Below are 23379 nucleotides of genomic sequence, written 5' to 3' on the forward strand. Positions count from 1 at the left end.
GAAGAACCCGCCCGGCGCGTGCAGGGGCCCGGCCCTTCGCGATGAGTCCTGATGGACACCGCGGCCTCCGACCCATCCGTCTCAGTGCCCCGCGACCGCTCCGGTCGAACCGCGCCAGATGACCGTGTTCACCGGCTTCGGCGCCGGACGATCCGAACCGCTCTCGGCCAGCCGCTCGAGGAGTCGCTGCATGGCCCGCACCCCGACCCCTTCGTGATCGACCTCGACCGTGGTGAGGGTGGGGCTGAGCAGGCCCGACAGCGGCAGGTTGTCCCACCCCGTGACGCTCAGGTCGTCGGGAACCGTCCATCCGCGCTCCCGGGCCGCCTGCACGACCCCGCCGGCCACCACATCGTTGGCCGCGATGACCGCGGTCGGGGCCCGGGAAGCGTCGATCCCGGCGATGGCCTCATACCCGGAGGCGGCGCTCCAGTCCCCGTCGATGACGCCGAGGTCCTCCAGGCCGAGCGACTCGATGCCGGAGAGGTAGGCGTCCCGGCGCGCCCGCGCGGAGGCGAAATCGAGGTCGCCCGTGATGTGCAGGAAGCGGCGGTGCCCGAGCGTCGAGAGCGCGCGGAGGAACTCGAGCACGGGGGAGGCGTCGCTGAGCTCGCCGATGCCGCGCATCGCATCATCCAGTTCCCCGACGACCACCAGAGGAACCGGCGCGCAGGCCTCCTGCGCATCAGCGGCCAGCGGGATCAGGGACAGGATCGCCTCCGGACGACCGGTGCGCGCGAGCTCTCCGAGGCGATCGGTCCGCTCCTCGGCATCCCCGGTGAGGCCGACGACGTCGATCGTGAAGCCGGCCCCTCGGGCGGCGTCGCTCGCGCCGGCGAGCACGCGGGCAGGACTGGACGTGAGCTCCGGGACGACCACCATCAGGCGCTTCGACCTGCCGGTGCGCAGAGACCTGGCCAGCGGGTCCGGGCTGTATCCGAGCTCGGTGACGGCTGCGGAGACCCTCTCGCGGGTCGCGGGCTTGAGTCCTTCGGGGGCGCGGAAGTACCGCGAGACCGTCTGGTGGGAGAGCTGGGCGCGCTCGGCGACGTCGTAGATCGTGACGCGACGCGGAGTGGTCGCACGCGGCATGGGCCCTCCTGTGACGTGACTCTTGACACGAAAGTGATCGATCACTAGATTCTACTCCGCACGAGTGATCGATCACTTCAGAGGTGGACGGCACGGTCGCCCCGTCGTCGGAGCGCCGATGCGGCTCCGGTCGCTGCGGCTCCGACGAGTGTGACCGAGTGGAAACTCGCGTCCTCGCCCATCGTCCACAGCCTGCTGGTGACGCCGACGTCCGCGGGGCCGGTCGACCACTCCCCTCACGACCCGCGATCCAAGGAGCACCCATGGTCAGTCGACGTCGACTTCTCACCGCAGCAGGTGCGCTCGGGGCGTTCGGCACCCTGGCGGCATGCGGCCCCAATGCCGACAGCGGCGGGGACTCCGCGGCCGTGCGGATCTATTGGTGGGGCGGCGACCTCCGCAACACCATGACCCGCGAGGCGCTCGACCTGTTCTCCGAGTCCCACTCCGACATCGCGGTCTCGCCCGAGTACAGCGAGTGGACCGGCTACTGGGACAAACTCGCCACCCAGACCGCCGGGGGAGACTCCCCCGATGTGATCCAGATGGACGAGTCCTACATCGACTCCTACGGCAGCCGCAGCGCACTGCTGGACCTGGAGACCGTCTCGGACCTGCTGGACCTCGACGGCATGGACCAGGACATGCTCGAGACCGGACGCCTGGCCGACGGCACCCTGGTGGGCGCGCCGCTGGGGATCGGGATCTTCTCCGTCGGCGTGAACCCGGTGATCCTCGAACAGGCCGGGATCGAGATGCCCGATGACACCACCTGGACGTGGGACGAGTTCCGTGACGTGTGCGCACAGGTCAGCGAGTGGTCCGAGGCGGCCGGGGAGGACATCGTCGGCCTGGACTTCCTGGGCACGGACGCGGCGCAGCTCGGGATGTGGGCCCGCCAGCATGGTCAGCAGGTCTTCCCGCGCGAGGACGAGACGCTGATCAGCACGGACACCATCGTCTCCTTCCTCGAATACGCTCGGGAGCTGTCCGAGACCGGTGCGACCCCGAAGCCGGCGGTGCAGATCGAGGACGCCGCCGTCGGTGTCGAACAGGGTCGGTTCGCCACCAACCGCGCTGCCTTCCACTTCCAGTTCCATACCCAGATCCAGACCTTCCAGGCCTCCTCGGGCTCCCCGCTGAAGCTGCTGCGGGTCCCGGCCCACACCAGCGGTGATCATCAGATGGTCAACAAGGCCTCGATGTACTGGTCGATAGCCGCCGCCACCGCGAACCCGGACGACTCCGCGACCCTCGTCGACTTCCTGCTGCGCGACCCGGAGGCCGCGAAGATCCTCAAGATCGAACGCGGGGTCACCGCGTTCCCCGAGCTGCAGACGGAGATCGAGTCCGTGCTCGACGAGAACGAGATGGTCTCCCTCGACTTCGCCCGGGACATGCAGGCCGAGGTCGTGAAGCCCCCGCTCGTCACCCCCGCCTCCGGCGTCGGCTTCGGGGACGAGTTCAGCAGGCTCGCCGAGGAGTCCCTCTTCGGCAACCGTGCCCCGACGGACGTCGCCGACGAGATCCTCAGCCAGCTCGAGGGCATGCAGCCCGAGACATGACGCTCCCGCACTTCCGGACGCACACCTCGAACGAAAGGTTCCTCCCATGCTGAACGTCGGCATCATCGGCGCCGGGAACATCTCCGACGCCCATCTCCGCGCCTACCTGGATGCCCCCGACGAGGTGCGCATCGTGGCTCTCGCCGATCTGACCCGTGAGCAGGCCGACGCGAAACGGGAGGCGTTCGGCCTGGCCGAGGCCCGCTCCTATGCGGATCTCGAGGAGATGTTCGCGGCCGAGGACCTCGATCTGGTCTCCGTCACGACGCCCCCGTCGGCGCACCGCCCCGTCGCCGTGCTGGCCCTGGAGGCCGGGGTCCACGTCATCGTCGAGAAGCCGATGGCGCCCTCGCTCGAGGACTGCGATGCCATGCTCGCCGCGCAGAGGCGCAGCGGGAAGCTGCTGTCGGTGATCGCGCAGAACCGCTTCCGTGACGAGATGATGACGCTCAAGGCGGTGCTGGAGTCGGGCAAGCTCGGGTCGATCTCCCACACCCGGATCGACTCGGCGTGGTGGCGAGGTCTGCCCTACTACGACCTGTGGTGGCGGGGCACGTGGGCCTCCGAGGGCGGAGGCTGCACCCTGAACCACGCGATCCACCACATCGACCTCGCCCTGTGGCTGCTGGGCTCCCCGCAGGCGGTCGTGGCCATGATGACCAACGCCCAGCACCACAACGCCGAGGTCGAGGACCTCTCCGTCGCGATCCTGCAGTACGGGCGCGGCCTGGCCGAGCTGACCAGCTCGGTCGTCCACCACGGGCAGCAGCAGGAGATCGTGGTCCAGGGCGAACATGCCCGGGTCTCCCAGCCGTGGTCGGCGAGAGCGGAGACCGCTCAGCCCAACGGCTTCCCCACGGCCGCCGGCGACCCGGGCCTGATGGCAGAGCTCGACGCCGTCGCCGAGGCGCGGCCGCCTCTGGAGCACACCGGTCACGCCGGTCAGTTGCGCGACGTGATCGCCGCGATCCGGGACGGACGCGATCCGCTCATCACGGGGGAGGACGGCCGACGGGCCATCGAGCTGGTCACCGCGATCTACGCTGCCGCGATCGAGCGCCGCACCATCGACCTGCCGCTGCCGGCCGATGACCCGTACTACCGCGCAGGCACGCTGGAGGCCCGAGCTCCGCACTTCTTCGAGAAGACCGCGTCTGTCGCGTCCCAGGAAGGCGGGATCACCGTCGGCGCTTGACGGTGCCCGTCGTGGAGGGCCCCGATCACCGACCCTCGCGCCGCACCCCCACGTGCACGGTGGGCCGGTCCTGCTGCCCCACGACGACGACATAGGCGTGAGGGCCGTGGGTGCCGCTGGTGACGCGATCGCCCTTCTTCTGCACGCCCGTGCCGAGGCGCGTGGCGGGCTCCTCCTCGTCGTCGGCCTGGGCTCGGGAGGTGATGCCGCCCTCGAAGGCCGTGTCGATCCAGTCCTCGATCCTCGCCGCATCCCGGGTGAAGATGACGGTCTTGCTCCATTGCTCGTCACCCCGGATCGGGCCGGCGTCGAGCCGCACCGGGAAATCAGGGCGGGGCAGGTCCACGGCGGCGAGGATCTCCTCGGCGCTGCCCGGGATGCCGTCGTCGGAGCCCGTTCGGCGGATCGCGCCGCATCCGCTGGCGAGCAGGGCGAAGGCGGGGAGCGCGGAGGCACCGCGCAGGAATCGACGACGGTTCACGAGAGAGGATCCTTGGAGCTGTTGGGCACGGGCCGCGAGGCACGGGCTGCTGGGTGATGGGTGCTGGGCCGAGGCGAGTGTATGCGCCCCTCCTCCGCGGACCCCGAAGGCCCCGGTGATGCGGGGAGGAGCCGGGCGCGCGGGCTCACGCCGGGCTCATCCGTCGGAGCGGGAGAACCGGTTCGTCATCAGGTTGCTGGTCGTGTGCAGCACCGTCGCCAGCAGCTGGTCGGTCTCGGCGCGGATCTGCTCGGCGATGCGCGAGTTCGCTGCGGCCAGCAGTTCCGAGACGGGTCCGTCGGCACCTTCGTCGGTCGATGTCTCCTGCGACGGATGCTCGACGGACTCGTCGGCCGCGTGCACGGCCGCGTGTCCGAGGGCGAGGGTCTGCTGCTGGAAGCGTTCGATGAGCGGGATCGTCTCGGCGAAGTGCGCGTCGGCCAACGTCGCGACCAGGCGGGAGGCCCAGTAGAAGCTGTCCGTGCTCACCTGCCCCGTCGTGGTGCTCAGGTAGTGGGGCGTCTCCTCGACGTTCGTGAACATCGGGATCAGGGTGTTGAACGGGTTGGAGGCGAAGGCGATCCACTGCAGCGCCCGGGAGGATTCCGGGCGGTCGGGGCGGATCTGGAGGATCGCCAGCGCGTTGTGCCGGTTGATGCCGATCGGCCGGAAGGCCCGACGCTCGGCGTCCGTGCCCCGCGGGGAGTAGGGGTCAAACGGCGTGCCCTGATAGTGCGAGCTGAGCACGTCCTTGACGTCCTCGATCGTCAGCAGCCTCTCCGGCCGGCGGCTCCAGGGCAGGTCGTCGGAGTCGGGGCGGTGCTCGGGGCTCGGCCCGTCCCAGTCCTCGCCGGTGGGGTTCAGGGTGCGCTGCATGAACCAGGCGCGCGGGGTGTTGTAGACGTGGTCGTGGTCCGAGTGGGAGCCGAACGCCTCCCGGGGGTTGAAGGGGCTCGACCCCGGACCGTCGGCCGCGGACCCCACCGAGGCGAAGCCGGCCCCCGACGGGCGGTGCACCGTCAGATCCAGATGGTGGGTCCCGAGGAACGCGCGCAGATCGTCGCTGGCGAGGTGGTCGCGCCCCTCGCCCTCGGCGTCCTGCAGGTCGAAGGAATCGATGCCCAGCTGGTTCGGCATCGTCACGTAGTGATCCTCGGGCACGCGCCGGGCGATCCAGTGGTGCCCGCCCACGGTCTCCAGCCACCAGATGTCCTCGACGTCGCTGAACGCGATGCCGTTCATCTCGTAGGTGCCGTGCTCGGCCAGCAGCGCCCCGAGGCGCTCGACTCCCTCTCTCGCGCTGCGGATGTAGGGCAGGACGAGGGTCAGCATGTCCTCCTCGCCGATCCCTCCGGGCTGCTCCGGTCGATGGTCCGGCGAGCCGGGCGTGCCGCGCCCGGGCACGAGCTCGACGAGTGGATCCGCCCCGAGCACGCGCGGGTTGCTGGTCAGCGTCTCGGTCGCGCTCATCGCGACGTTCGCGGCGTTGATCCCGGCCGAGCCCCAGATCCCCTCATCGGGCAGCGCATTGGGCACCGCGGTGTACCGCAGCGGGTTCCCGGGCAGCTCGATCCGCCGACGCCCGAGCACGCTCGTGTAGACGCGCGGCTGGTCCTCGGGGCGGACGACCACGGCCCGTTTGGGGTCGAAGGACCCGTTCGAGGAGTCCTCGGTGCGGGCCACCAGCGGCGACCCGTCCGCGCTCGCGCGCCTGCCCACCAGAAGCGTCGTGCATCCCACCTGAAGACCTCCTCGGTCCCTCGACGTGCCGGGGCGATCCCGGCGTGGGGGATCGTGTGCCCTGCCACGGTAGCCCTCGCGGGGGAGGGGCGGCGTGCCTCCGCGATCGGGGGTGCTGACACGGTCACGCGTGGCACCGGCGTCGGATTCGGTCGCGGCAGGTCAGGTGCCGGTGATGCCCGTGGTCGCGACGGATTTGATGATCTGACGTTGGAACAGCATGAACACCACGATCAGCGGGAGCGCGGCGAGCACGGCCTGAGCCATGCTCTGCGCATATTGGATGCCGTAGGCGCTGATCACGGTCTGCAGACCCGTCGGCAGCGTCATGAGGTTCGAGTCGTTGATGACGATGAACGGCCACAGGAAGTTGTTCCAGGCGCCGATGAAGACGAAGATCGCCACCGCCCCGAGGATCGGCCGGGAGAGGGGGAGCACGATGGAGCGGAAGATCCGGAAGCGGCTCGCTCCGTCCACCAGCGCGGCCTCCTCCAGCTCGAAGGGGATCTGGTCGAAGAACTTCTTGAGGATGAACACCATCGGGGCCGCGACCACCTGCGGAAGGATGATGCCCCAATAGGTGTCCACGAGGTTCAGCGTCAGCATCAGCTGGAACAGCGGGACGATCAGGATCTGCCCCGGGATCATGATCGAGGCGATGGTCATGGTGATCAGCATCGTGCGACCGGTGAACCGAAGGCGTGACAGCGAGTATCCGGCCAGGGCCGAGATGGCGACCGTGATAACGGTGATCAGCGCCGAGGTCAGAAGGCTGTTCCACGCCCATCGCGGCACCAGGCCCTCGCTGAGCACGTTGATGTAGGCCTGGAGCGTGAATCCGCTCTCGGGGATCAGCGTGATCGGCTGTGCGGCGGCTTCGGCCTCGGGCTTGAGCGAAGTCAGCACCGCCCACAGCACGGGCGTCAGCCAGGACACCGCCAGGATCGCGAGGATCACGAAGGCGACGATGCGGGCCGGGGTGGGACGTCGTCCGCGCGGTCGGGGGACGGCTGCCGCGGGCACCCCGACCGCAGGCACCATCGTGGTCATGTCGGACGTGGTGGGATGTGCTGTGCTCATGCCTTCACACTCCGTCGGGACGAGATCACCACGTAGGCGATCGAGATCGTGATGATCAGGAAGAAGTAGATGTAGGAGATCGCCGAGGCGTAGCCCAGGCGGTATCCGGTGAAGCCGACCTCGTAGATGTAGAGCATGATCGGTCGGGTCGCGCCACCAGGCCCGCCACCGGTCATCTGGTAGATCTGATCGAAGACCTTCAGTGAGTTGAGCAGCTGCAGCACCAGCACCAGCACGGTGATGGGCGCCAGCTGAGGCAGGGTGATCGATGCGAACTTGCGCCAGCCACCGGCGCCGTCCAGCGCCGCCGCCTCGTACAGCTGCTGGGGAATGTTCTGCAGCGCCGCCAGGTACAGCAGGAAGTTGAAACCGATCGTCCACCACACGGTGGTGATGACCACCGAGATCATGGCGGTGTTCGGGTCCTGCAGCCAGGCGGGGCCGGTGAGGCCGAACCACCCGAGGAACTCGTTGATCAGACCCAGTTGGGGGTTGTACATCCAGATCCAGAACTGCGAGATCACGGTCGATGCCAGCAGGAACGGCATGAAGAACGACAGGCGCCAGAACCACTGGCCGGGCAGCCCCAGGTTCACCAGCACCGCCAGCCCCATGGCGATGACGACCAGCGGGATCGTCGACAGCACCGTGAACCATGCGGTGTTGCCCAGCGAGCTCCACACCTGACCGTCCGAGAGCGCCTCCGCCCAATTGTCCAGACCGATGAACTCGTCCTTGGTGCCGGCCAGGCTGACGCCGGTGAGGCTCATCCACAGCCCGTAGATCGTCGGCCAGATCAGGAACAGCCCGAAGGCGACCAGGAACGGCGCCATGTACGCCCAGCCGCGGATGTTCTCGGCGCGGTGGCGGCGCACGCGCGCCGGTGACGGATCCTCTCGCCGGTCAGGAGGGGAGGGTGCAGCGCTCGCACGCGTCGGGGCGGCAAGGCCATCGGTGGCGGTCATCGGTCGTCTCCTTCGACGGGTGGGAGGTGCGCGAGCGGACCCCGTGGCGAGCGGGGTGGGCGCCGATCACATCGGTGTCGGTTTCTGGAGCAGTGCGTCGATGCGGGCCACGAAGGCGTTCCACCCCTGTAGAGGATCGATGCGGCGTGCCCAGACGTTCTGCATCTCATCGCCGAAGTAGTTGTGGAAGTCCGCGCCCGAGCCGGTGAACCATGCCTGCGGGTCGTAGACGAGGTGATCGATCGCGTCGGCGTAATGGGACTGCGGTTCGAGCTGGGCGTACGCCGGATCCTCGATCACCGGCGTAAAGGCGGGGATGTGCCCGGCCCCCGCCCAGTCGATGGAATGTTTCAGCAGGTGGGCGACCACGGCGTGCACGGTGCGGCGGCGCTGCTCATCCGGGTTCGACTGGTGGGGCAGGACGAACGTGTGCGAATCCGCGTAGGCGGTCGGCTCGCCGAACACCCCGGGGATCATGGTCATGTCGAAGGGGACCCCCGAGTCGCGGAAGCTGCCGATCTCCCACACGCCGCCGAAGTAGCCGCCGGAGGACCCAGTCCCGAACTCGGACACGGCCGTGCCGACGTCGTGGCCGGGATTGCCGACCTCTCCGTCGATCAGGGACAGGATCCACTCGATCGCCGCGACAGCGATGTCCTCCTGGTACTCCATCCGCCCGCCGACGGGCAGATCGATCGTGCCGCCCATCTGGCTGTAGTAGGTGGAGAACATGCGCCATTGGTTCACGCCGTCGCCGAGATAGCCCCACGACAGGCCGTACCCGCTCGAGGATTGGGCGCCGAGCTCCAAGGCCATCGCCCGGAACTCCTCGGGGGTGCTCACCGGCATCAGCAGACCGCTGCTATCGAGCACGCCCGCGGCCTTCGCGATCTCGGTGTTGTAGAACAGGACGAAGGGGTGGGAGTCCAGCGCGACGGCCACGAGGTCACCGCCGACCTCCATCTTCTCCCAGATGCGAGCGGGGAACTGCTCCTGCGTCACACCGAGTTCGGCCAGCAGGTCGAGGTCCCACGGGTCCAGCAATCCGCCCTGGGCGTGGGCGGTCACGCGCGAGGCGTGCATGACGGCGAAGTCCGGGGCGCGGCCGCCGGCCGAAGCCATGGCCAGCTTCGTGTAATACGGAGCGCCGGCGGCCAGGACGGTCTGTGTGACCTCGGCCGCGCCGCCGGTGGCCATGTAGCCCTCGAGCAGTTCTCCCATGGTCTCGCCGTCCGGTCCGGACATCGGGTGCCAGAAGGCGATGTCGTCGGAGGCGCGGGCGTCGGCACCGGCGCAGCTCGACAGGGCGCCGAGACCAGCCAGGGCGCCGAGCCCACCGGCGCCCTGGAGCAGGCGACGACGGCCGAGCGCGGTCGACGGGGAGGGAGCAGGTACGTGCCTCATGCGGTCCACCTCTTCGGAGCGGGGACTATCGGCTCGGCGACCGCGTTGCAGCGCCGTCCGACGTCTCGGGGTCGTTCATGCCGGGTCGGCGTCGAGCACCGGGCCGCGCCGCCTCTGCGCCGTCCTGTGGTGTGATGCGGGAACATGGATCAGGCGGTGCGGGCGAAGAGGTCGAAGAACTCGTCGGCGAGCAGGACCTCGATGCCCTCCGGCAGGCTCTCGACGAGGGTGACGACATCGCTCGGAGTCCAGCTCCAGGCGTTGATCAATCCGGAGATGAACAGGGGCCCGTCCGTGTCGTCCGCCTCGATCTTCGCGAGCAGCTCGTCGCGATAGATCTCGACCCCGCCGGGCGGGTAGAAGTTGCCGATCAGCGGCACGGCGGCGCCGGGCTGGGAGATGTCGCCCATCTCGTCGGTCTGGAGGATGCCGCGCAGGTCGACGTCGGCGGCATATTCCTCGAGCACCCAGGTGGGCAGGGGAGGCGGGGCGCTGCCGGGCTCGGGCGTGCTGTAGGCGAAGATGAGATCGAGCCCGGTCCGCGACATGTAGCCGCCCGAGAGTTGGGTATAGACGCCGAACCGGTCCTCCGGCCACGAATCGCCGTAGGTGTAGCCGGCCCCCGACGGTCCGCAGATCAGCAGGTCGTTCTCGCCGGCGGTGCGCTGGAAGTGATGCAGAACGGCGGGGCCGATGTCTTCGAGCAGCGGCGAGACGGTCCAGTTCATCGGCACCTGGCCACGGGCCGGGTCGTCCCACAGCTCGCGCATGTGGCGCTGGCAGTACTGGATGTTGTCGCCCTCGCCGAAGGTCAGCGTGAGATACGTGCGGTTCTCGGGCGTGCGGGTCACGGGCGGTGCGGGACGTGCCCTGGTGGAAGCTCGCAGCGCCGAGAGGATGGTCGCATTCATGTAGAAATCCGCGGCGACGACGATCACCCCCGCTCGGCTGCACAGCTCGACCCCGGACCACTCCCCGGCGACGTCGTCGGAGAACCATCCCGCGTACACCGTGCCCGGCTCGACCTGCGTGAGCAGATCCTCGAACTGCGAGCCGCTCTCACCCGACGGTGGCAGCCAACTGACCAGTGCGGTGGTCGCGATGGGGAAGTCGCGGAAGGAGGAGAAGGGCTCCACGCGCGTGGGGGCCTGGTCGGTCGCGGAGACCACGAACTGGTTCTCCATCTCGATCGCGATGTTCAGGCTCGAGGCTTCGGCGGGCACCTCGAAGCGGTAGACGAAGTAATTCCCGCCATCGGCGAACCGCATTCCCTCCTTGGTCTGGGAGGTGGTCCCGTCGAACAGGTACGGCGCCTCGTCGTCGGTGCCGGGGGTGAAGGAAGCGGCGACCTCGTCGTCGACCCTCAGCTCGACGGAGTACACGCCGGGGCCCCAGCCGTCATCGGTGAAGGCATCGGAGAACCGCACGTAGAGCTCGTCCGGTCCGAGCTGGTCGGAGAGGTCGATGGAGTACATGTCGTGGTTGGAGGAGTCCGTGACGCGCTCGTCCTCGCGGAGCACCTCGGTCCACGCGACGTCGTCGACCTCGACGTTGTGCGTTGGCGGCAGGCCGACCAGGATCTCGTCGGTGCACTGCGGCCAGAGATGGGCCATCGCCCATTCGTGGACCGCCGCGGGATCATCGGCGAACCGGCCGCGCAGGTCCTCGAGAACTGGGAGGCCGTACTGCTCCGCCTGCGCGGCGGTCGCCACGACTCCACCGCGCAGGCCCGCGATCGTGGTGGCGAGGTTGATCGTGTGCGGGGAATCCATGTCGTAGAGCACGGCTCCGCCGATCCTGTCGCGATAGCGCTCGATCAGATTCCACGGATCCTCCTCGCGCCGCGCGCGGACCGGCAGGTCGGGAATCCATGTCTCATCGACCGGATCGGCGATCAGGTAGATCTCGGGGCGCTCGCGATTGACCAGGCCCTGCAGGCTGACCAGCAGGAGGCGGTCGAACCCGTCGAGTTCGGCCATGTCGGCGACGCGCACCGCGCCGGAGGCGTGGAAGGTGGGGAACACGCGACCTTTCTCCCAGCGCACGGCCCTGCCTGGTGGTGGGCCGTCAGCAGCTGCGGGGGCGGCGAGGCCGAGCGAGAGGGCGGCCGCCCCGAGAAGCGTCCGGCGAGAAGGGGAGGGGAGCAGGTGCAGCGGGCCGTGCCGGTCGGACGTCATCGTCGACTCCTTGATCGGGCGAGTGGCTTGCGGATCGGTTCAGAGGCGTGCGGGCCACAGGACGCACCGCGCGGCGTCGCCGTGCGCGGCAACGCTGGTTCGGTGGCAATGCTGATTCGGCGGCGATGCCTCGTCCATGACGTGACGTACGTTATGCAATCCATTTGATGGATGTCAACGGTCGGCGCGGGCGCTAGTGTTCGGCTCATGGCAGCGCAGAACCCGGCCGAGGCGGCCCCGATCAAGCGGTGGACGAAGCGAGGAACCAACCTCCCGCGCGTGGCGGACTACAACCAGATGCTCGTTCTCGACCTCATCCGCCGTTCTGCGGGCATCAGCCGGGGAGAGCTCGTGGGCCGGACGGGTCTGACCGCGCAGACGATGTCGAACATCTTCCGGCGCCTCGGCGACGAGGGCATGATCCGGGAGACCGGCCGCGTGCGCGGCGGGAGCGGTTCTCGCCGAGCCGTCTTCGAGGTGGTGCCGAGCGCGCGTTACACCGTCGGGCTCCACATCGATCCGGCACGGCTGACCGTCGTCATGCAGGATCTGGCCGGGGCCGTCGTCGGCGATGCCGTCAGCCCCGCCCCGCGCACCCCGGATCCCGCCAGCGTGCTGGACCTCGTCGAGACGACCATCCGCTCCCTGCTCGAGGACACCTCGGTGCCGGTGGAGCTGATCGCGGGAATCGGTGTCGCCTCACCGGGGCCGGTCGACGCCGCCCACGGCACGGTGATCGACGCGCCGATCCTCCCGGGATGGGACGTCGTCGAGCTCAAGAAGGAGCTCGAGCTCAGATTCGCCATCCCCGTCGCCGTCGAGAAGGACAACATCGCGGCGGTCGCGGGAGAGGTCTGGAAGTCATCGGGCGAGGACGAGAACCTGGCGTTCATCTACCTGGGCTCCGGCGTCTCCGCGGGGCTCGTGCTCGACGGGAACATCGTGCGCGGGGCAGGGATCAATGTCGGCGACATCGGCCATATGAGCGGAGATCCCAACGGCCCCATCTGCCAGTGCGGGGGCCGCGGCTGCATCACGGCGACCGCCCTGCCGGCAGTCCTGGTCGGAGAGGCCACCGGCCGCGGCGTGCTGCCGGTCGTGGACCTCGGGGATGCCGGGGCGGTGGAGAATGCCCTGACGGAGCTCTGCCGCCTGGCGGACGAGCACAGTGATTCGCCGGCCGCTGAGATCATCGATCGCACGGCGAGGAGCTTCGGGCGGGTCTGCGCGCAGCTCGCGAATCTTCTCGATCTCGACACCATCGTCCTGGGCGGACCGCAGTGGACCGCTCTGCGCCCCTCCTTCCTGCGGATCATCCCTTCTCTCGTGAACCGCAATTACCTCGGCCGCACGTCTCACGTCGTTCAGGTGCGCGGGACGTCCATCGGGGAGCACGCGGGCGCTGTCGGAGCCGCGTCCTTGGTGATGTGGGAGACCATGTTCGATCCGCCCAAGCAGCTCTACATCACCTGAGCGCCGGTGCCGCCCACGCACGCCATCACCGGCACGTCGCCGTCGCGCGTGCGATGCAGCCCTCGGTGCGGCGTCCCTGGATCCCGCCGATCCGCGAATCCGTGAGCAGCTCGGGATCGGCCGTCGGGGCCTCGGCCGGCGCACTCCCATGGAATACTGAACTCGTACTTTCAGCTCCCTCGGAGGACGTGGCATGAATACATTCCTCGGCATCGGGATCGTCGGGTTCATCGCCCTGATCCTCGTCGTCGTCATCGTCGTCGCGCTGATCGTCTTCCTCGTGATCCGCAGCTGGATCAAGGTCGCCCGCGCCGACGAGGCGCTCGTGATCTCCGGCAAGAGCCAGAGGAATGAGGACGGCAGCACGTCGGCGACCACGGTCGTGGTCAACGGCAGGGCGATCGTCAATCCGGTCACCCAGCGCCACGAGGTCATCTCGCTGCGTCAGCGCCAGGTGAACATGCGTGCGGACGCCCAGTCGGCGGACAACGTGACCGTCTCCGTGGACGCCGTCGCGCTGGTCAAGATCGGCTCGGACTCCGCGCTGGTGCGCCGGGCGGCCGAGCGGTTCGCCTCCCAGGACGAGGCCATCGAATCGTTCACGCAGGACCAGCTCGAGGGTGTGCTGCGCGGCGTGATCGCCCAGCAGACGGTCATCTCCCTGATGCGCGACCGCAAGGTCTTCTCCGAGCAGATCGCCGAGACGGTGATCCCCGAGCTGCGCGAGCAGGGCCTCATCCTCGACTCCTTCCAGATCCGAGGCATCGCCGACGATGTCGGCTACATCCAGTCCCTCGGGGCGCCGGAGATCGAGGCGAAGCGCCAGGCGGCGGAGATCAGCCAGACCAACGCCGAGCGCGCCGTCGCCAAGGAGAGCATCCGCAACCAGGAGCAGAACCTCGTCGAGCAGCAGGCGCTCGATACGAACAAGGCGAACGCGCAGTCCGAGGTGGGCCGTGCACGGGCGCAGGCCGAGCAGGCGGAGGCCCTGGCCGGGGAGAAGGCCCGCCAGGATGTGCTCCAGCAGCAGGCGGAGAACAAGCAGGCGCAGCTGGACGCCGACGTCAAGCGCGTGGCCGACGCGGAGCTGTACCGCCGGCAGAAGGACGCGGAGGCGGACGCCTACGAGGAGCGCCGCCAGGCCGAGGCCCGCGCCGAGGTCGCCGACGCCGACGCCCGCGCGGTGAAGCTGCGCGCGGAGGCCGATGCCGAGGCCGAGCGCCTGGCCGGCGAGGCCCGCGCCGCCGCCATGCGCGCCGAGGCCGAGGCGCTGCGCGAGAACCAGGAGGCGCTGCTCGCCCAGCGCGTCGTCGACCAGCTGCCCACCCTCATGGAGACCTTCGCGAAGGGCTACGCGCAGATCGGCGAGATCACCGTGGTCAGCTCCGACGGCAACGACGGCGACGTGGCCGGCAAGCAGTTCTCCGGCGAGTCCGCCGGGGCCCTGCGCGGCGTGTTCGACACGGTCCAGGCGACGCTGGGCCTGAGCATCCCGGACCTCATCCAGGGGCGCGCCACCGGCACGGCCCAGGGCGAGGCGATCGGGGAGGCGCTGCGGGAGCAGTCGGCGGGTCGGCCGACCGGGGGAGCACCGCGTGACGGCGCGACCCCCGCCCCGGCCGGCGACGCGCCCTCGGCCCCGAACCGCGGAGCGGACGAGGACGGCACCGACTGAGCCGTCGCGGGGCCCGACTGACCGGTCCCGGTGCCCGACTGGCCGGTCACGGGGCAGCTCTCACCCCACACCGTCGTCCACCGCCAACCCCCGCCTTCCATCGCCCTTCGATCTCTGCGTTGACGGTGCCACAGCCGGTTGTGCGAACGACAACGCAGATCTCGGCCGGCGTCGGGGGTGACGGCGGTGGTCGCGTGGCGAGCGTCCCGGGCGTCCCGGGCAGCAGGGAGAGGGGTCCTGCCGGGCTCAGCGCGCCTGGTCCACGAGATGGTCGCCGTCCATCCCCGTGGTGGTGTTCACGCCGAGGATGAGCTGGTCGTGCGTCTCGGTGTTCACGTAGGTCACGTAGACATGGCCCGCGGCGCCCTGGGCATCGGTGCGCATCCAGTGCGTGGGTGCGGCGTCGTGCTCGGTGATGGCGCTGCGCGCATCAGCCGTGGTGTCGCGCTGAAGATCGGCGTCGTCGCCGGCCCCGAACTCGCGTATGGTCCGGTCGGCGTAGGCGACGGGGCTGATCGTGCTGGCTTCGGATTCCACGGTGGCCGGGCTCGCTTCAGGGATCGCCGGGGCAGCGAGGCTCTCCGGGGCGGCGAGCGCCGCGGGCGCAGAGACGGCTCCTGTCAGACCGACGGCGGCGACGGCTGCGAGATGACGGATGCGGATCATGAGCGATCACTCCTTGCTCGGGTGACCCCGAGGGCATCGCCGCACGCGACGTCCGCGTCCGCCGCCCTCCAGGCCGGAACAGCTTCCGTTGACCTACTCTTTGCCTTGCCATGACCTGATGTCAAGGGTGGGGTGGGGTCGTTCGACGGATCTGCGCACGGGGAAGCCGGTGACGTCGCAGGTGGCGCGCGGTGGCCTGTGCGCAGGGGATCGCCGACAGCAGGCGCCGTCACCGCGACGTCCGATCTAGGGCGGAGACCGCGTCCGGGAGCCCCCGTTGGGTCGGCCGACGAGGTTCGGGTCGGGTCGGGTGAGGGTGTCGCTGCGGCAGCTGCCGGTGACTGCTCGGCGCAGGAGAGCGCCGGGCCGGGTGAGGCAGGCAATCGCTGACCCGTGTGAGGGTCAGATGATGTGGAGCGCGGAGACATGCTCGTCCAGGGCACGATGCAGCGCGAGCAGTCGGGCGCAGGTCTCTGATGCCTCACGCAGTCCCAGGTCGGAGTCTGCTCGCTGCTGGACGTTGTAGGTGAGCCACCCGCACAGCGCCGCCACCCATCCGCCGAAGACCCATGCCTCCGTGGGCAGTGTCGTGCCGGAGGAGCTGGCGTAGGCCCTGAGTACGCGGCGGAAGTCGTCGACGTTCTCTGCCCAGTCCAGCGCCAGGGAGACAGCTTCTCGAGCGATCGGTCGAGGGCCGGCGGCGTCCCAGTCGACGGCCAGCAGCCGGCCAGACGCGACGAGCGTGTTCTTGGGATCGAGGTCGCCGTGGGAGTCGGCGTATGTCGTCACCAGGCGGGGGCTCGCCGCCGTCGCAGCCTCGAGGCGGGCGAGCTCCGGGGCGGCGGACCGCAGCTGAGCGGAGAGCCGTTCCGGCAGTCCAGGCTGGTCGGCCAAGGCCGCCCACGCTCCGACCTCCCGCAGCTGGTCCTCAAGTGCCCGGACACCGTGTCCGCCCCCTCGGTGGATCCTGGCCAACAGGTCGCCGGCGTCCTCGAGATGATCGCCCGGGTTGGGGCTGCTGCCCTCACACCAGCGATGGGCTCGCAGCCAGTGACCATCCGCTCGGAGCAGTGCGTGTCCCTCGGCGGTCGGCATGGGCTCCGGGCAGGGTATGCCTTCACGAAACGCGTTCCTCTCGATCGTGTAGGCCGCCTCGATGTTGTCGCGGAAGTCAGCCGCTTCAGCATGGGCCCGCATGACCTTGACCGCGTACTCGCCGCTCGTGGCGGTCACTCGCCACATGTCGTTGGACAATCCGCCCTCGACGCGGACCATTGCCTCGACCTGCCCGAGGCCGAAGCCCTCGACCGCCTTGACCATCATCGATTCCACCAGCGTGAGTCTCGTGGAGGTGCGGGAGACGCACAACCGAGTTCCCGGACCTCGGACGCGACCGGGTCTCTGGCGGGAGGTCGTCGATCGCAGCAGGCACCGTCACCGCGACATCCGATCCAGGGCGGACACCGCGTCCGGGAGCCACCCGGAGTCCCACCGGTGCTTTCGCGGGGTGTCGTTGTCGTACAGGTGGGGGATGCCGAGCTCGTCCATGAGCTCGTGGCCGGCGCTGAGGTGATCGTAGGTCCACTCCGGGGCGTGCTTGCCGAAGTTCCCGTATCCGAACAGCGCGATCCGTGGTGCGGCCCCGAGGTCGTGGCCCTTCGTTCTCAACAGGTGCGGGATCGCGAAGTCGCGGAAGTGCTCCGGATCGGGCCAGTAGTACGGCATCTCCCACTGGTCGGGCTGCTCCTTCATGATCGGGGAGTCGAAGGCAGCGGCCGCCTGGAACAGCTCCGGATAGCGCAGCAGCAGCTGCAGCGCGGCGGAGCCGCCCTTGCTGTACCCGACCAGCAGGCGCGGCAGATCCGGGTACTGCCGGTCGATGAACCCCACCACGTCCTCGAGGAAGTACAGGACCTGCTGGAACATCTTCTGGTCCGGAAGATCCGTCATCCACGGCCAGTCGGAGTACGTCGGGGCGACCGCCACGACGCCATGCCGGTTGTGCAGGTCGTGGGCGAGGACCTCGTCGAGACCATCGCCCGAGCGATGGCTCAGCTCCGGGGTGGACGGCAGCAGATAGAGGACCCGGGGGTGCTCGACCGCCTCGAGGTCGTCGGGCTCGAGCACGCGGATGGTCGTCTCGACCATCTGCCGATCCGAGCGAACGGTGTACTGCACGTAGTCGAGATGCAAGGGGGCGGAGTACTGCGCAGGCACGGACTTCCTCTCAGACGTCCTCGGGAGTGGTGATCAGGACTTCAGCCCGCCGGCCGTGAGCCCGGAGACCACATGGCGCTGCGCGACGAAGAAGACCAGCAGCACCGGGATCACGGACAGCGTGGTGGCCGCCATCTGCACGCCCCACAGCGGGCCCGCGATGGGGTCCTCGTAGTGCGTCAGAGCAACAGGCACCGTCAGCTTCTCCGGGGAACGCAGGTAGATGAGCGGTTCGAGGAACTGGTTCCAGCTGTACCAGCAGGCGAGCACCACCACCGAGGCCAGCGACGGTCGCGCCAGCGGGAAGTAGATCTGGAGCATGGTGCGCAGCCGGCTGGAGCCGTCGATGGTGGCGGCCTCCTCGAACTCGGCCGGCAGAGTCAGGAACGCCTGACGCATCACGAACGTCGCGATCGGTGCGGTGACCAGCACGGCGGTGAAGATGACCAGCGGATAGTGCGTGTCGACCCATCCGAGCTCGGCCGCGTACTGGAACAGCGGGATGATCGTCGCCTCCGGCGGGATGAACATGGCGCTGAGCAGCACGAGGAAGATCGCGCCGGAGGCGAGGGGCTTGATCCGCGCCAGGGCGTACCCCGCCGGGACCGACATCAGGAGGGTGAGCACGGCGACCAGCGCCATGATCACCACCGAGTTGACGAACTGTTGCGCGAAGGGCTGCAGCGCGAAGACGTCGGCGTAGTTCCCCCACTGGACGTCCTCGGGGATGATCGTCGGCGGATAGCGGAGGATCTCGCTGGAGGACTTCAGCGATGCGCTGAGCATCCACAGGATCGGTGCGAGGGCCACGAAGGCGACCAGGCACAGCAGCAGATAGTTCAGCGTGCGTCCGATGTGCTTCGCGGGCTCAGTCGTCCTCATGGAACACCACTCGCTTCCTGGCCTGCCAGATGACGGCCGAGAGCAGAAGGATCAGCACGAACAGCAGCACGGCCAGCGCACTGGCGTAGCCGACGTCGTTCAGGAGGAAGCCCTGCTTGTACACCTCGAAGGAGAGCACCGAGCTCTGCACGCCCGGGCCGCCCTCGGTCAGCAGCAGGACGATCTCGAAGACCTTGAACGAGCCGACGACGGTCAGCATGAAGACCATGAGGATCGCGGGGGAGATCTGGGGGATCACGATGCTGCGCAGGAGCCGCGAACGGCCGGCTCCGTCGATGCGGCCGGCCTCGATGAGCTCCTGGGGGACGGACTGCAGGGCGCCGAGCAGGATCACGATGTTGATGCCGATGTTCTTGGTCAGCTGGATGACGGCGAAGACGACGAGCGTCAGCCAGCCTCCGCGCAGCCAGGGGAGCCCGTCGATCCCCACGCTGCCCAGCAGGGCGTCGAGCAGTCCTTCGGGCTGGACGATGAAGCTCCACACGAGCGCCCAGGCCACCATCGTCACCAGCGCCGGGATGAAGATGATGGATCGGAAGACGGTGATCCCGCGCAGCGACTGGTTCAGCAGCACCGCGAGCAGCAGGGCGGCGACCGTCCCCGCGATGCTGAGCACGGCCACGAAGAAGACGGTGTTGGGCAGGACGGTGATCATGCTGGGGTCGGTGAGGATCCGGGCGTAGTTGTCGAGTCCGGCGAACTCCTGGGTGCCGGCGAGCGAATTGACGTGGTGCAGGCTGAGCCAGATCACCCAGAGGATCGCGACCGCGCCGACCGCGGTGAAGCCGATCATCTGCGGGGCCAGGAGCGAGTATCCGAAGAGGTTGCGCCCCGCGTCACGTCTCGAGGTGCGGTGGTCACGTCGTGTGGTGCGGTCCCGCACGGAGGTCTCCGTCGTGGCCGTCATAGCGACAACACCGGCTCGATCGCCGTGCACACCTTGGGCAGCGCTTCGTCGAGGTCCGCATCGGGTGTGTAGACGAATTCGTCGAAGGAGGAGTTGAGCGCGTTGGCGACGCTGGCGGCGTTCGGCGCGACGGGGAAGATGCGACCTCGCTCGGTGATCGACGCGACGATCGGCTCGAGGTCCTCGGCGGTGAGGAGACCGGAGGATTCGGCCAGCACCTCGGCGCTGAGCAGGCTGGTGCGGGCGGGTGGGAAGTACGTCGAGATCCGGGCGGCGTTCTCGCGGTTGGTGAGGAAGGCCAGGAACTTCAGTGCCGCATCGTGATGCTTTCCCGCCGTGAGGGCCACGATGGCGGACTGCCCGACGGCCTGCACGTCACCGGCGGGGCCGTTCGGGGTGGGGACGATGTCCCAGTCGAAGGTCGCGTCGGCGAGCAGCGAGCTGGATCCCAGGAACGCCGACGTGGCGCCCGCCTGGCCGCCCCAGAAGTTGATCTGCTGCCCTGGCACCGCGGAGGATCCGTCCTCGAAGACCATCCCGAGGAACACCCCGAGGGCCTCGCGCATCTCGGGGCTGTCGGCCGTGCACTGCGTGGCGTCCTCGTTCCAGGGGGAGGCGTCGTACGAGAACATCAGCGGCAGCAGGCGGGTCCAGTTGCGGAAGTCGAAATCGTTCACGACGTACCCGGGAACGCCGGTGGCGTCGGTGAGCTGTTTCGAGGTCTCCCGGAAGGACTCCCAGGTCCAGTCGTCGTCGGCGAGCAGGTCCGCGGGGGACTTCACGCCTGCATCGGCGTAGAGATCCTTGTTGAAGTACATGATCAGCGGCCCGGTGGAGAAGGGGACGCCGTACCGGGCATCGCCGTCGCGCCATGACTCCTGGAGATGGGGGACGAGATCGTCGAGGTCGTATCCCGGTGTCGCCTCGAGGGCCGGCTGGGTGTCGAGCAGGGCGCCGGCGTCGATGTACTCGCGGCTGGACTCCACCGGCAGCCAGGTCAGGTCCGGGGCGTCGCCGGCGGTGATGCCGGTGGTGAGCACCATGTCGAGCTGGTCGAGGGTGAGGCTCTCGAACTCGATGTTCGTCACCGCCTCGTTCTCGGCCATGAAGTCCTCGGCGATCTCGTCGAAGAGTGCGATCTGGTTCGGGTTCGACGTCCACATCGTCATCCGGAGCGTGATGCCGTCGCCGTCCGGCCGATCCCGCGAGAATCCGGTCGTGCACCCGGCCAGGCCTCCCGCCGTCGTAGCGAGCCCGAGCCCGGCGAGGAAACTACGTCGTCGCATCTGGTGCCCTCCTGTCCACCTGGCGCGCTGCGTCGCGTCGCCGATGCCCTAAGGTATAACGTGATACTCAGTGATGCAAGACACTGTGGAATCGACTGCCAGTGGGTTTGCTCTGCGAACTGACTGGCTGCATCCATCCATGACAGCGATTTACCGAGGCAGACATGCACAAGTTCCTGGCCTATGACCGGCAGCTCGAGCGCTTCGACCCGCTCGAGCGAGTGATCACCTTCGACGACTTCGACACGGGTTTCAACGGGTGGATGGACCTCACCCCGAACTTCGTCTACGACGACTACGAGTCCTTCGACAGCGCCGTCGACCTCACCAGCTGGGCGCCGTCCATGCTGAGCTCGGCCCCCATGCGGTTCGCGGCGTCGCACGGCTCGATGGAGGGCACCTACTCCCTGAAGCTGACGACGGGCGCCGCGGCGGCGCCCCACACGGAGCCGCCGGCCGACGGCAGCATGGGCATCTCCCTCAAGCGCCTCTCCCGCTTCGGCGACCCCTCGAAGATCCAGATCGAGACCTGGTACTCCTACACCCCCGCCCAGGACCGGATCGGGCTGGGGGAGGAGGACATCCGCGCCTTCGGCTTCTACTTCGACATCCAGGACTCCGAGCATCGGTACATGCCCGGCGTGCGCTACGTGAACTCGCTGGGCGGCAAGCTCGTCAAGAAATGGCAGTACTGGAAGGCCGCGGAGGGCGTCACCCACGCCGACTGGAACTTCGGCGTGGAGAACGGGTGGTGCGCTCCCGGCATCGACAACCTCTGGTACGGCCGACGGTACGAGGACGGTTCGACCGACGGCTATCAGTGGGTGCCCGGCGGGGAGCAGGACCTGCTCTACAACGAGAGCCCCGACAAGATCAACTGGCTGTACTTCCGGCTGCTGGTCGACGTGGAGAAGCGGGAGTACATCGAGCTGCAGAGCATGGACGAGGTCTTCGACCTGCGCGGCATCCAGCCGACGCTCGCGGACCGGTATCGCTCGATCGACAACCTCATCAACCCCATCTTCTACGTGGAGACGGACAACGACCGTCCCGTCCACCTCTTCCTCGACTCCGTCGTGTACTCGACCGAGTGACCCGGCCCCGCAGCGACGAAAGGATCATGCAGTGCAGACCACCAACACCTCCGTCCTCGCCCGGCGGATCTGGATCACCGCCGAGCACACCACTCTTCCCTACGAGGCCGGCTGGGCCACGGAGGCCGTCTTCTTCACCCAGGTGGAGGGCGAGCATCCGGAGCTCCGGGTGACCACCGAGATCTCCCCGGACGGGATCACCTGGATCCCCCGCGGCGAGCCCCGCACCCTCGGGTCCGACCAGTCGATCCTGGACAGCGGCCTGACCGTGTTCGGCGCCTGGCTCCGACTGCGGATCGAGGGCGCGAGCGAGGAGCGGCCGGCCCGTATCCTGGTGCACCTGAACCTGAAGGGCTGACGGGGTGTGGCCCGCGATCGCTGAGCACGTCGGAGGGAGACGGACATGCAGGGCTCCCGGAAGACGGCTCGGCTGTCGGAGGTGGCGAAGCTCGCCGAGGTCTCCCCGGGCCTGGTCTCCCGGATCCTGAACGAGGACTCCACGCTCAAGGTCCGCCCCGAGACCCGTGAGCGGGTCATGAACGCCATCGACCTGCTGCAGTACACGCCGCACGCCTCGGCCCGCGCGCTGAGGAACTCCCGCACGGGGCTGCTGGGGTTCGCCCTGCATCACGTCAACGATCCGATCTACGCCCAGCTCGTCGAGACGGCGCAGATCGCCGCGGCGGAGCGCGGGTACTCGGTGGTCCTGCTGAACGCGGACGAGCTCATGGAGCGCCAGGGCGCGTTCCGCACGCTCGTCCGCGGGCACCGGGTGGACGGCCTGCTCATCCAGAGCGGGTTCGCGGCGGACAGCCACGGGCTGCAGGACGTCGCGCGGTCCGTCCCCTCGGTCGTCTTCAACGCGGACGAGACGCCGGGGCTGCGGACGGTGCGCCTCGACGACGCCACGGCCGCGACGATCGCGACGCAGCGGCTCCTGGAGCTCGGGCACCGGCAGATCGCGTTCGTGGGCGCCGAAGGGGCGACCTCGGACCGTCGCTTCCGCGGGTATCTCGACGCGCTCGAGGCGGCCGACGTCGCTCCGCTCCCGATGATCAGCGGGGGATGGGACGCCGGCACGGCTCGAGCCGGCATCGAGCGGTACGTCGCCACGGGCGGCAGGGCCACGGCCCTGGTGGTGGTGACCTCGACCAGCGCGCTCGGAGTGCATGCGGGAGTCGTCGCCGCCGGCCTCTCGCTCCCGGCCGACGTCTCCGTGGTGAGCATCCACGACGCCTGGTTCACGGAGCATCTGAACCCGCCGCTGACGGTCGTGGAGCTGCCCCTGGCCGAAATCGGTCGGCGGGCCGTCGACCTGCTGATCGAGCAGATCGATGCGCCGGCGGAGGGTGCGGTCGTCCTGGAGGAGCCGGCGCCTCGGCTCATCGAGCGGGGATCGACGGATGTGCCGGGTGGGCGGAGGGGCTGAGCGGTATACCGGCCACAGCTCCTGCGGCGG

General features: G+C 68.8%; 20 protein-coding genes. 7 read left to right on the top strand and 13 right to left on the bottom strand.

Features of this window, described 5'->3' with window-relative positions:
• Window positions 1–81: 81 nt before the first annotated feature.
• The gene (locus BH708_RS16130) at window positions 82–1092 is read right to left on the bottom strand and encodes a LacI family DNA-binding transcriptional regulator (protein ID WP_076810041.1); all 1011 of its coding nucleotides are present in this window, start codon (window positions 1090–1092) and stop codon (window positions 82–84) included.
• A 263-nt stretch (window positions 1093–1355) separates the two neighbouring features.
• Here BH708_RS16130 and BH708_RS16135 point away from each other — a divergent pair, with 263 nt between their 5' ends.
• Window positions 1356–2657, top strand: a complete 1302-nt coding sequence (locus BH708_RS16135; protein ID WP_076810042.1) for an ABC transporter substrate-binding protein — start codon at window positions 1356–1358, stop codon at window positions 2655–2657.
• A 46-nt stretch (window positions 2658–2703) separates the two neighbouring features.
• Window positions 2704–3852 carry a Gfo/Idh/MocA family protein gene (locus tag BH708_RS16140; protein ID WP_076810043.1) on the top strand — a complete coding sequence of 383 codons (1149 nt, stop codon included), beginning with the start codon at window positions 2704–2706 and terminating at the stop codon, window positions 3850–3852.
• A gap of 25 nt (window positions 3853–3877) precedes the next feature.
• Here BH708_RS16140 and BH708_RS16145 read toward each other — a convergent pair whose 3' ends face one another.
• From BH708_RS16145 to BH708_RS16170, 6 genes are all read right to left on the bottom strand, one after another.
• Window positions 3878–4333 (bottom strand): hypothetical protein, encoded by a 456-nt coding sequence (locus BH708_RS16145; protein WP_076810044.1) that lies wholly within the window; start codon window positions 4331–4333, stop codon window positions 3878–3880.
• Between the two features lie 156 nt (window positions 4334–4489).
• Window positions 4490–6073 carry a C69 family dipeptidase gene (locus BH708_RS16150; RefSeq protein ID WP_076810045.1) on the bottom strand — a complete coding sequence of 528 codons (1584 nt, stop codon included), beginning with the start codon at window positions 6071–6073 and terminating at the stop codon, window positions 4490–4492.
• Window positions 6074–6235: 162 nt separating this feature from the next.
• Window positions 6236–7153: a carbohydrate ABC transporter permease gene (locus BH708_RS16155; protein WP_083713694.1), complete on the bottom strand. Its 918-nt coding sequence runs from the start codon at window positions 7151–7153 to the stop codon at window positions 6236–6238.
• Window positions 7150–8118: a carbohydrate ABC transporter permease gene (locus BH708_RS16160; protein WP_076810046.1), complete on the bottom strand. Its 969-nt coding sequence runs from the start codon at window positions 8116–8118 to the stop codon at window positions 7150–7152. Before BH708_RS16160 ends, BH708_RS16155 begins: the two co-directional genes overlap by 4 nt.
• Before the next feature lie 66 nt (window positions 8119–8184).
• Window positions 8185–9522, bottom strand: coding sequence for an extracellular solute-binding protein (locus BH708_RS16165; protein ID WP_076810047.1), 1338 nt, complete (start codon window positions 9520–9522; stop codon window positions 8185–8187).
• Between the two features lie 149 nt (window positions 9523–9671).
• Window positions 9672–11699 carry a GxGYxYP domain-containing protein gene (locus BH708_RS16170; RefSeq protein WP_076810048.1) on the bottom strand — a complete coding sequence of 676 codons (2028 nt, stop codon included), beginning with the start codon at window positions 11697–11699 and terminating at the stop codon, window positions 9672–9674.
• Window positions 11700–11906: 207 nt separating this feature from the next.
• Between BH708_RS16170 and BH708_RS16175 the strand changes: the two genes are divergently transcribed.
• A complete protein-coding gene (locus tag BH708_RS16175) occupies window positions 11907–13172 on the top strand; it encodes an ROK family transcriptional regulator (protein ID WP_172805772.1) in 1266 nt (421 codons plus the stop codon).
• A 193-nt stretch (window positions 13173–13365) separates the two neighbouring features.
• Entirely contained in the window at window positions 13366–14847 is a 1482-nt protein-coding gene (locus tag BH708_RS16180) for an SPFH domain-containing protein (RefSeq protein ID WP_076810049.1), read from the top strand.
• Between the two features lie 246 nt (window positions 14848–15093).
• Here the strand turns inward: BH708_RS16180 and BH708_RS16185 are convergent, their stop codons facing one another.
• The 6 genes from BH708_RS16185 to BH708_RS16210 form a co-directional block, all read right to left on the bottom strand.
• Window positions 15094–15513: a hypothetical protein gene (locus BH708_RS16185; protein WP_076810050.1), complete on the bottom strand. Its 420-nt coding sequence runs from the start codon at window positions 15511–15513 to the stop codon at window positions 15094–15096.
• A 402-nt stretch (window positions 15514–15915) separates the two neighbouring features.
• Complete coding sequence (locus tag BH708_RS16190) at window positions 15916–16836, bottom strand: phosphotransferase enzyme family protein (RefSeq protein ID WP_253705581.1); 921 nt, start codon at window positions 16834–16836, stop codon at window positions 15916–15918.
• Between the two features lie 111 nt (window positions 16837–16947).
• Window positions 16948–17730 (bottom strand): alpha/beta hydrolase, encoded by a 783-nt coding sequence (locus BH708_RS16195; RefSeq protein WP_076810052.1) that lies wholly within the window; start codon window positions 17728–17730, stop codon window positions 16948–16950.
• Window positions 17731–17763: 33 nt separating this feature from the next.
• On the bottom strand, window positions 17764–18612 hold the full coding sequence (locus BH708_RS16200; protein WP_076810053.1) for a carbohydrate ABC transporter permease: 849 nt from the start codon (window positions 18610–18612) through the stop codon (window positions 17764–17766).
• Window positions 18599–19540 (bottom strand): carbohydrate ABC transporter permease, encoded by a 942-nt coding sequence (locus BH708_RS16205; RefSeq protein ID WP_076810054.1) that lies wholly within the window; start codon window positions 19538–19540, stop codon window positions 18599–18601. The genes BH708_RS16200 and BH708_RS16205 overlap by 14 nt, the downstream gene beginning before the upstream one ends.
• A complete protein-coding gene (locus BH708_RS16210) occupies window positions 19537–20826 on the bottom strand; it encodes an ABC transporter substrate-binding protein (RefSeq protein WP_076810055.1) in 1290 nt (429 codons plus the stop codon). The genes BH708_RS16205 and BH708_RS16210 overlap by 4 nt, the downstream gene beginning before the upstream one ends.
• A 164-nt stretch (window positions 20827–20990) precedes the next feature.
• Between BH708_RS16210 and BH708_RS16215 the strand changes: the two genes are divergently transcribed.
• From BH708_RS16215 to BH708_RS16225, 3 genes are read left to right on the top strand one after another with little or no spacing between them, the layout of a single operon-like run.
• Window positions 20991–21920 (top strand): DUF6772 family protein, encoded by a 930-nt coding sequence (locus BH708_RS16215; protein WP_076810056.1) that lies wholly within the window; start codon window positions 20991–20993, stop codon window positions 21918–21920.
• 31 nt (window positions 21921–21951) lie between these two features.
• Entirely contained in the window at window positions 21952–22278 is a 327-nt protein-coding gene (locus BH708_RS16220) for a hypothetical protein (protein WP_076810057.1), read from the top strand.
• A gap of 45 nt (window positions 22279–22323) precedes the next feature.
• A complete protein-coding gene (locus tag BH708_RS16225) occupies window positions 22324–23349 on the top strand; it encodes a LacI family DNA-binding transcriptional regulator (RefSeq protein WP_076810058.1) in 1026 nt (341 codons plus the stop codon).
• Window positions 23350–23379: the final 30 nt, after the last annotated feature.

It is taken from the genome of Brachybacterium sp. P6-10-X1 (genome assembly GCF_001969445.1).
GTDB lineage: Bacteria > Actinomycetota > Actinomycetes > Actinomycetales > Dermabacteraceae > Brachybacterium.

Excerpts from the sequence above, each read along its gene's own strand:
- BH708_RS16160 (WP_076810046.1), bottom strand. The coding sequence starts at position 8,118 with ATGACCGCCACCGATGGCCTTGCCGCCCCGACGCGTGCGAGCGCTGCA.
- BH708_RS16185 (WP_076810050.1), bottom strand. The coding sequence starts at position 15,513 with ATGATCCGCATCCGTCATCTCGCAGCCGTCGCCGCCGTCGGTCTGACA.
- BH708_RS16175 (WP_172805772.1), top strand. The coding sequence starts at position 11,907 with ATGGCAGCGCAGAACCCGGCCGAGGCGGCCCCGATCAAGCGGTGGACG.
- BH708_RS16200 (WP_076810053.1), bottom strand. The coding sequence starts at position 18,612 with ATGAGGACGACTGAGCCCGCGAAGCACATCGGACGCACGCTGAACTAT.
- BH708_RS16165 (WP_076810047.1), bottom strand. The coding sequence starts at position 9,522 with ATGAGGCACGTACCTGCTCCCTCCCCGTCGACCGCGCTCGGCCGTCGT.
- BH708_RS16190 (WP_253705581.1), bottom strand. The coding sequence starts at position 16,836 with ATGATGGTCAAGGCGGTCGAGGGCTTCGGCCTCGGGCAGGTCGAGGCA.
- BH708_RS16135 (WP_076810042.1), top strand. The coding sequence starts at position 1,356 with ATGGTCAGTCGACGTCGACTTCTCACCGCAGCAGGTGCGCTCGGGGCG.
- BH708_RS16130 (WP_076810041.1), bottom strand. The coding sequence starts at position 1,092 with ATGCCGCGTGCGACCACTCCGCGTCGCGTCACGATCTACGACGTCGCC.
- BH708_RS16155 (WP_083713694.1), bottom strand. The coding sequence starts at position 7,153 with ATGAGCACAGCACATCCCACCACGTCCGACATGACCACGATGGTGCCT.
- BH708_RS16210 (WP_076810055.1), bottom strand. The coding sequence starts at position 20,826 with ATGCGACGACGTAGTTTCCTCGCCGGGCTCGGGCTCGCTACGACGGCG.
- BH708_RS16140 (WP_076810043.1), top strand. The coding sequence starts at position 2,704 with ATGCTGAACGTCGGCATCATCGGCGCCGGGAACATCTCCGACGCCCAT.
- BH708_RS16215 (WP_076810056.1), top strand. The coding sequence starts at position 20,991 with ATGCACAAGTTCCTGGCCTATGACCGGCAGCTCGAGCGCTTCGACCCG.
- BH708_RS16170 (WP_076810048.1), bottom strand. The coding sequence starts at position 11,699 with ATGACGTCCGACCGGCACGGCCCGCTGCACCTGCTCCCCTCCCCTTCT.
- BH708_RS16180 (WP_076810049.1), top strand. The coding sequence starts at position 13,366 with ATGAATACATTCCTCGGCATCGGGATCGTCGGGTTCATCGCCCTGATC.
- BH708_RS16225 (WP_076810058.1), top strand. The coding sequence starts at position 22,324 with ATGCAGGGCTCCCGGAAGACGGCTCGGCTGTCGGAGGTGGCGAAGCTC.
- BH708_RS16205 (WP_076810054.1), bottom strand. The coding sequence starts at position 19,540 with ATGACGGCCACGACGGAGACCTCCGTGCGGGACCGCACCACACGACGT.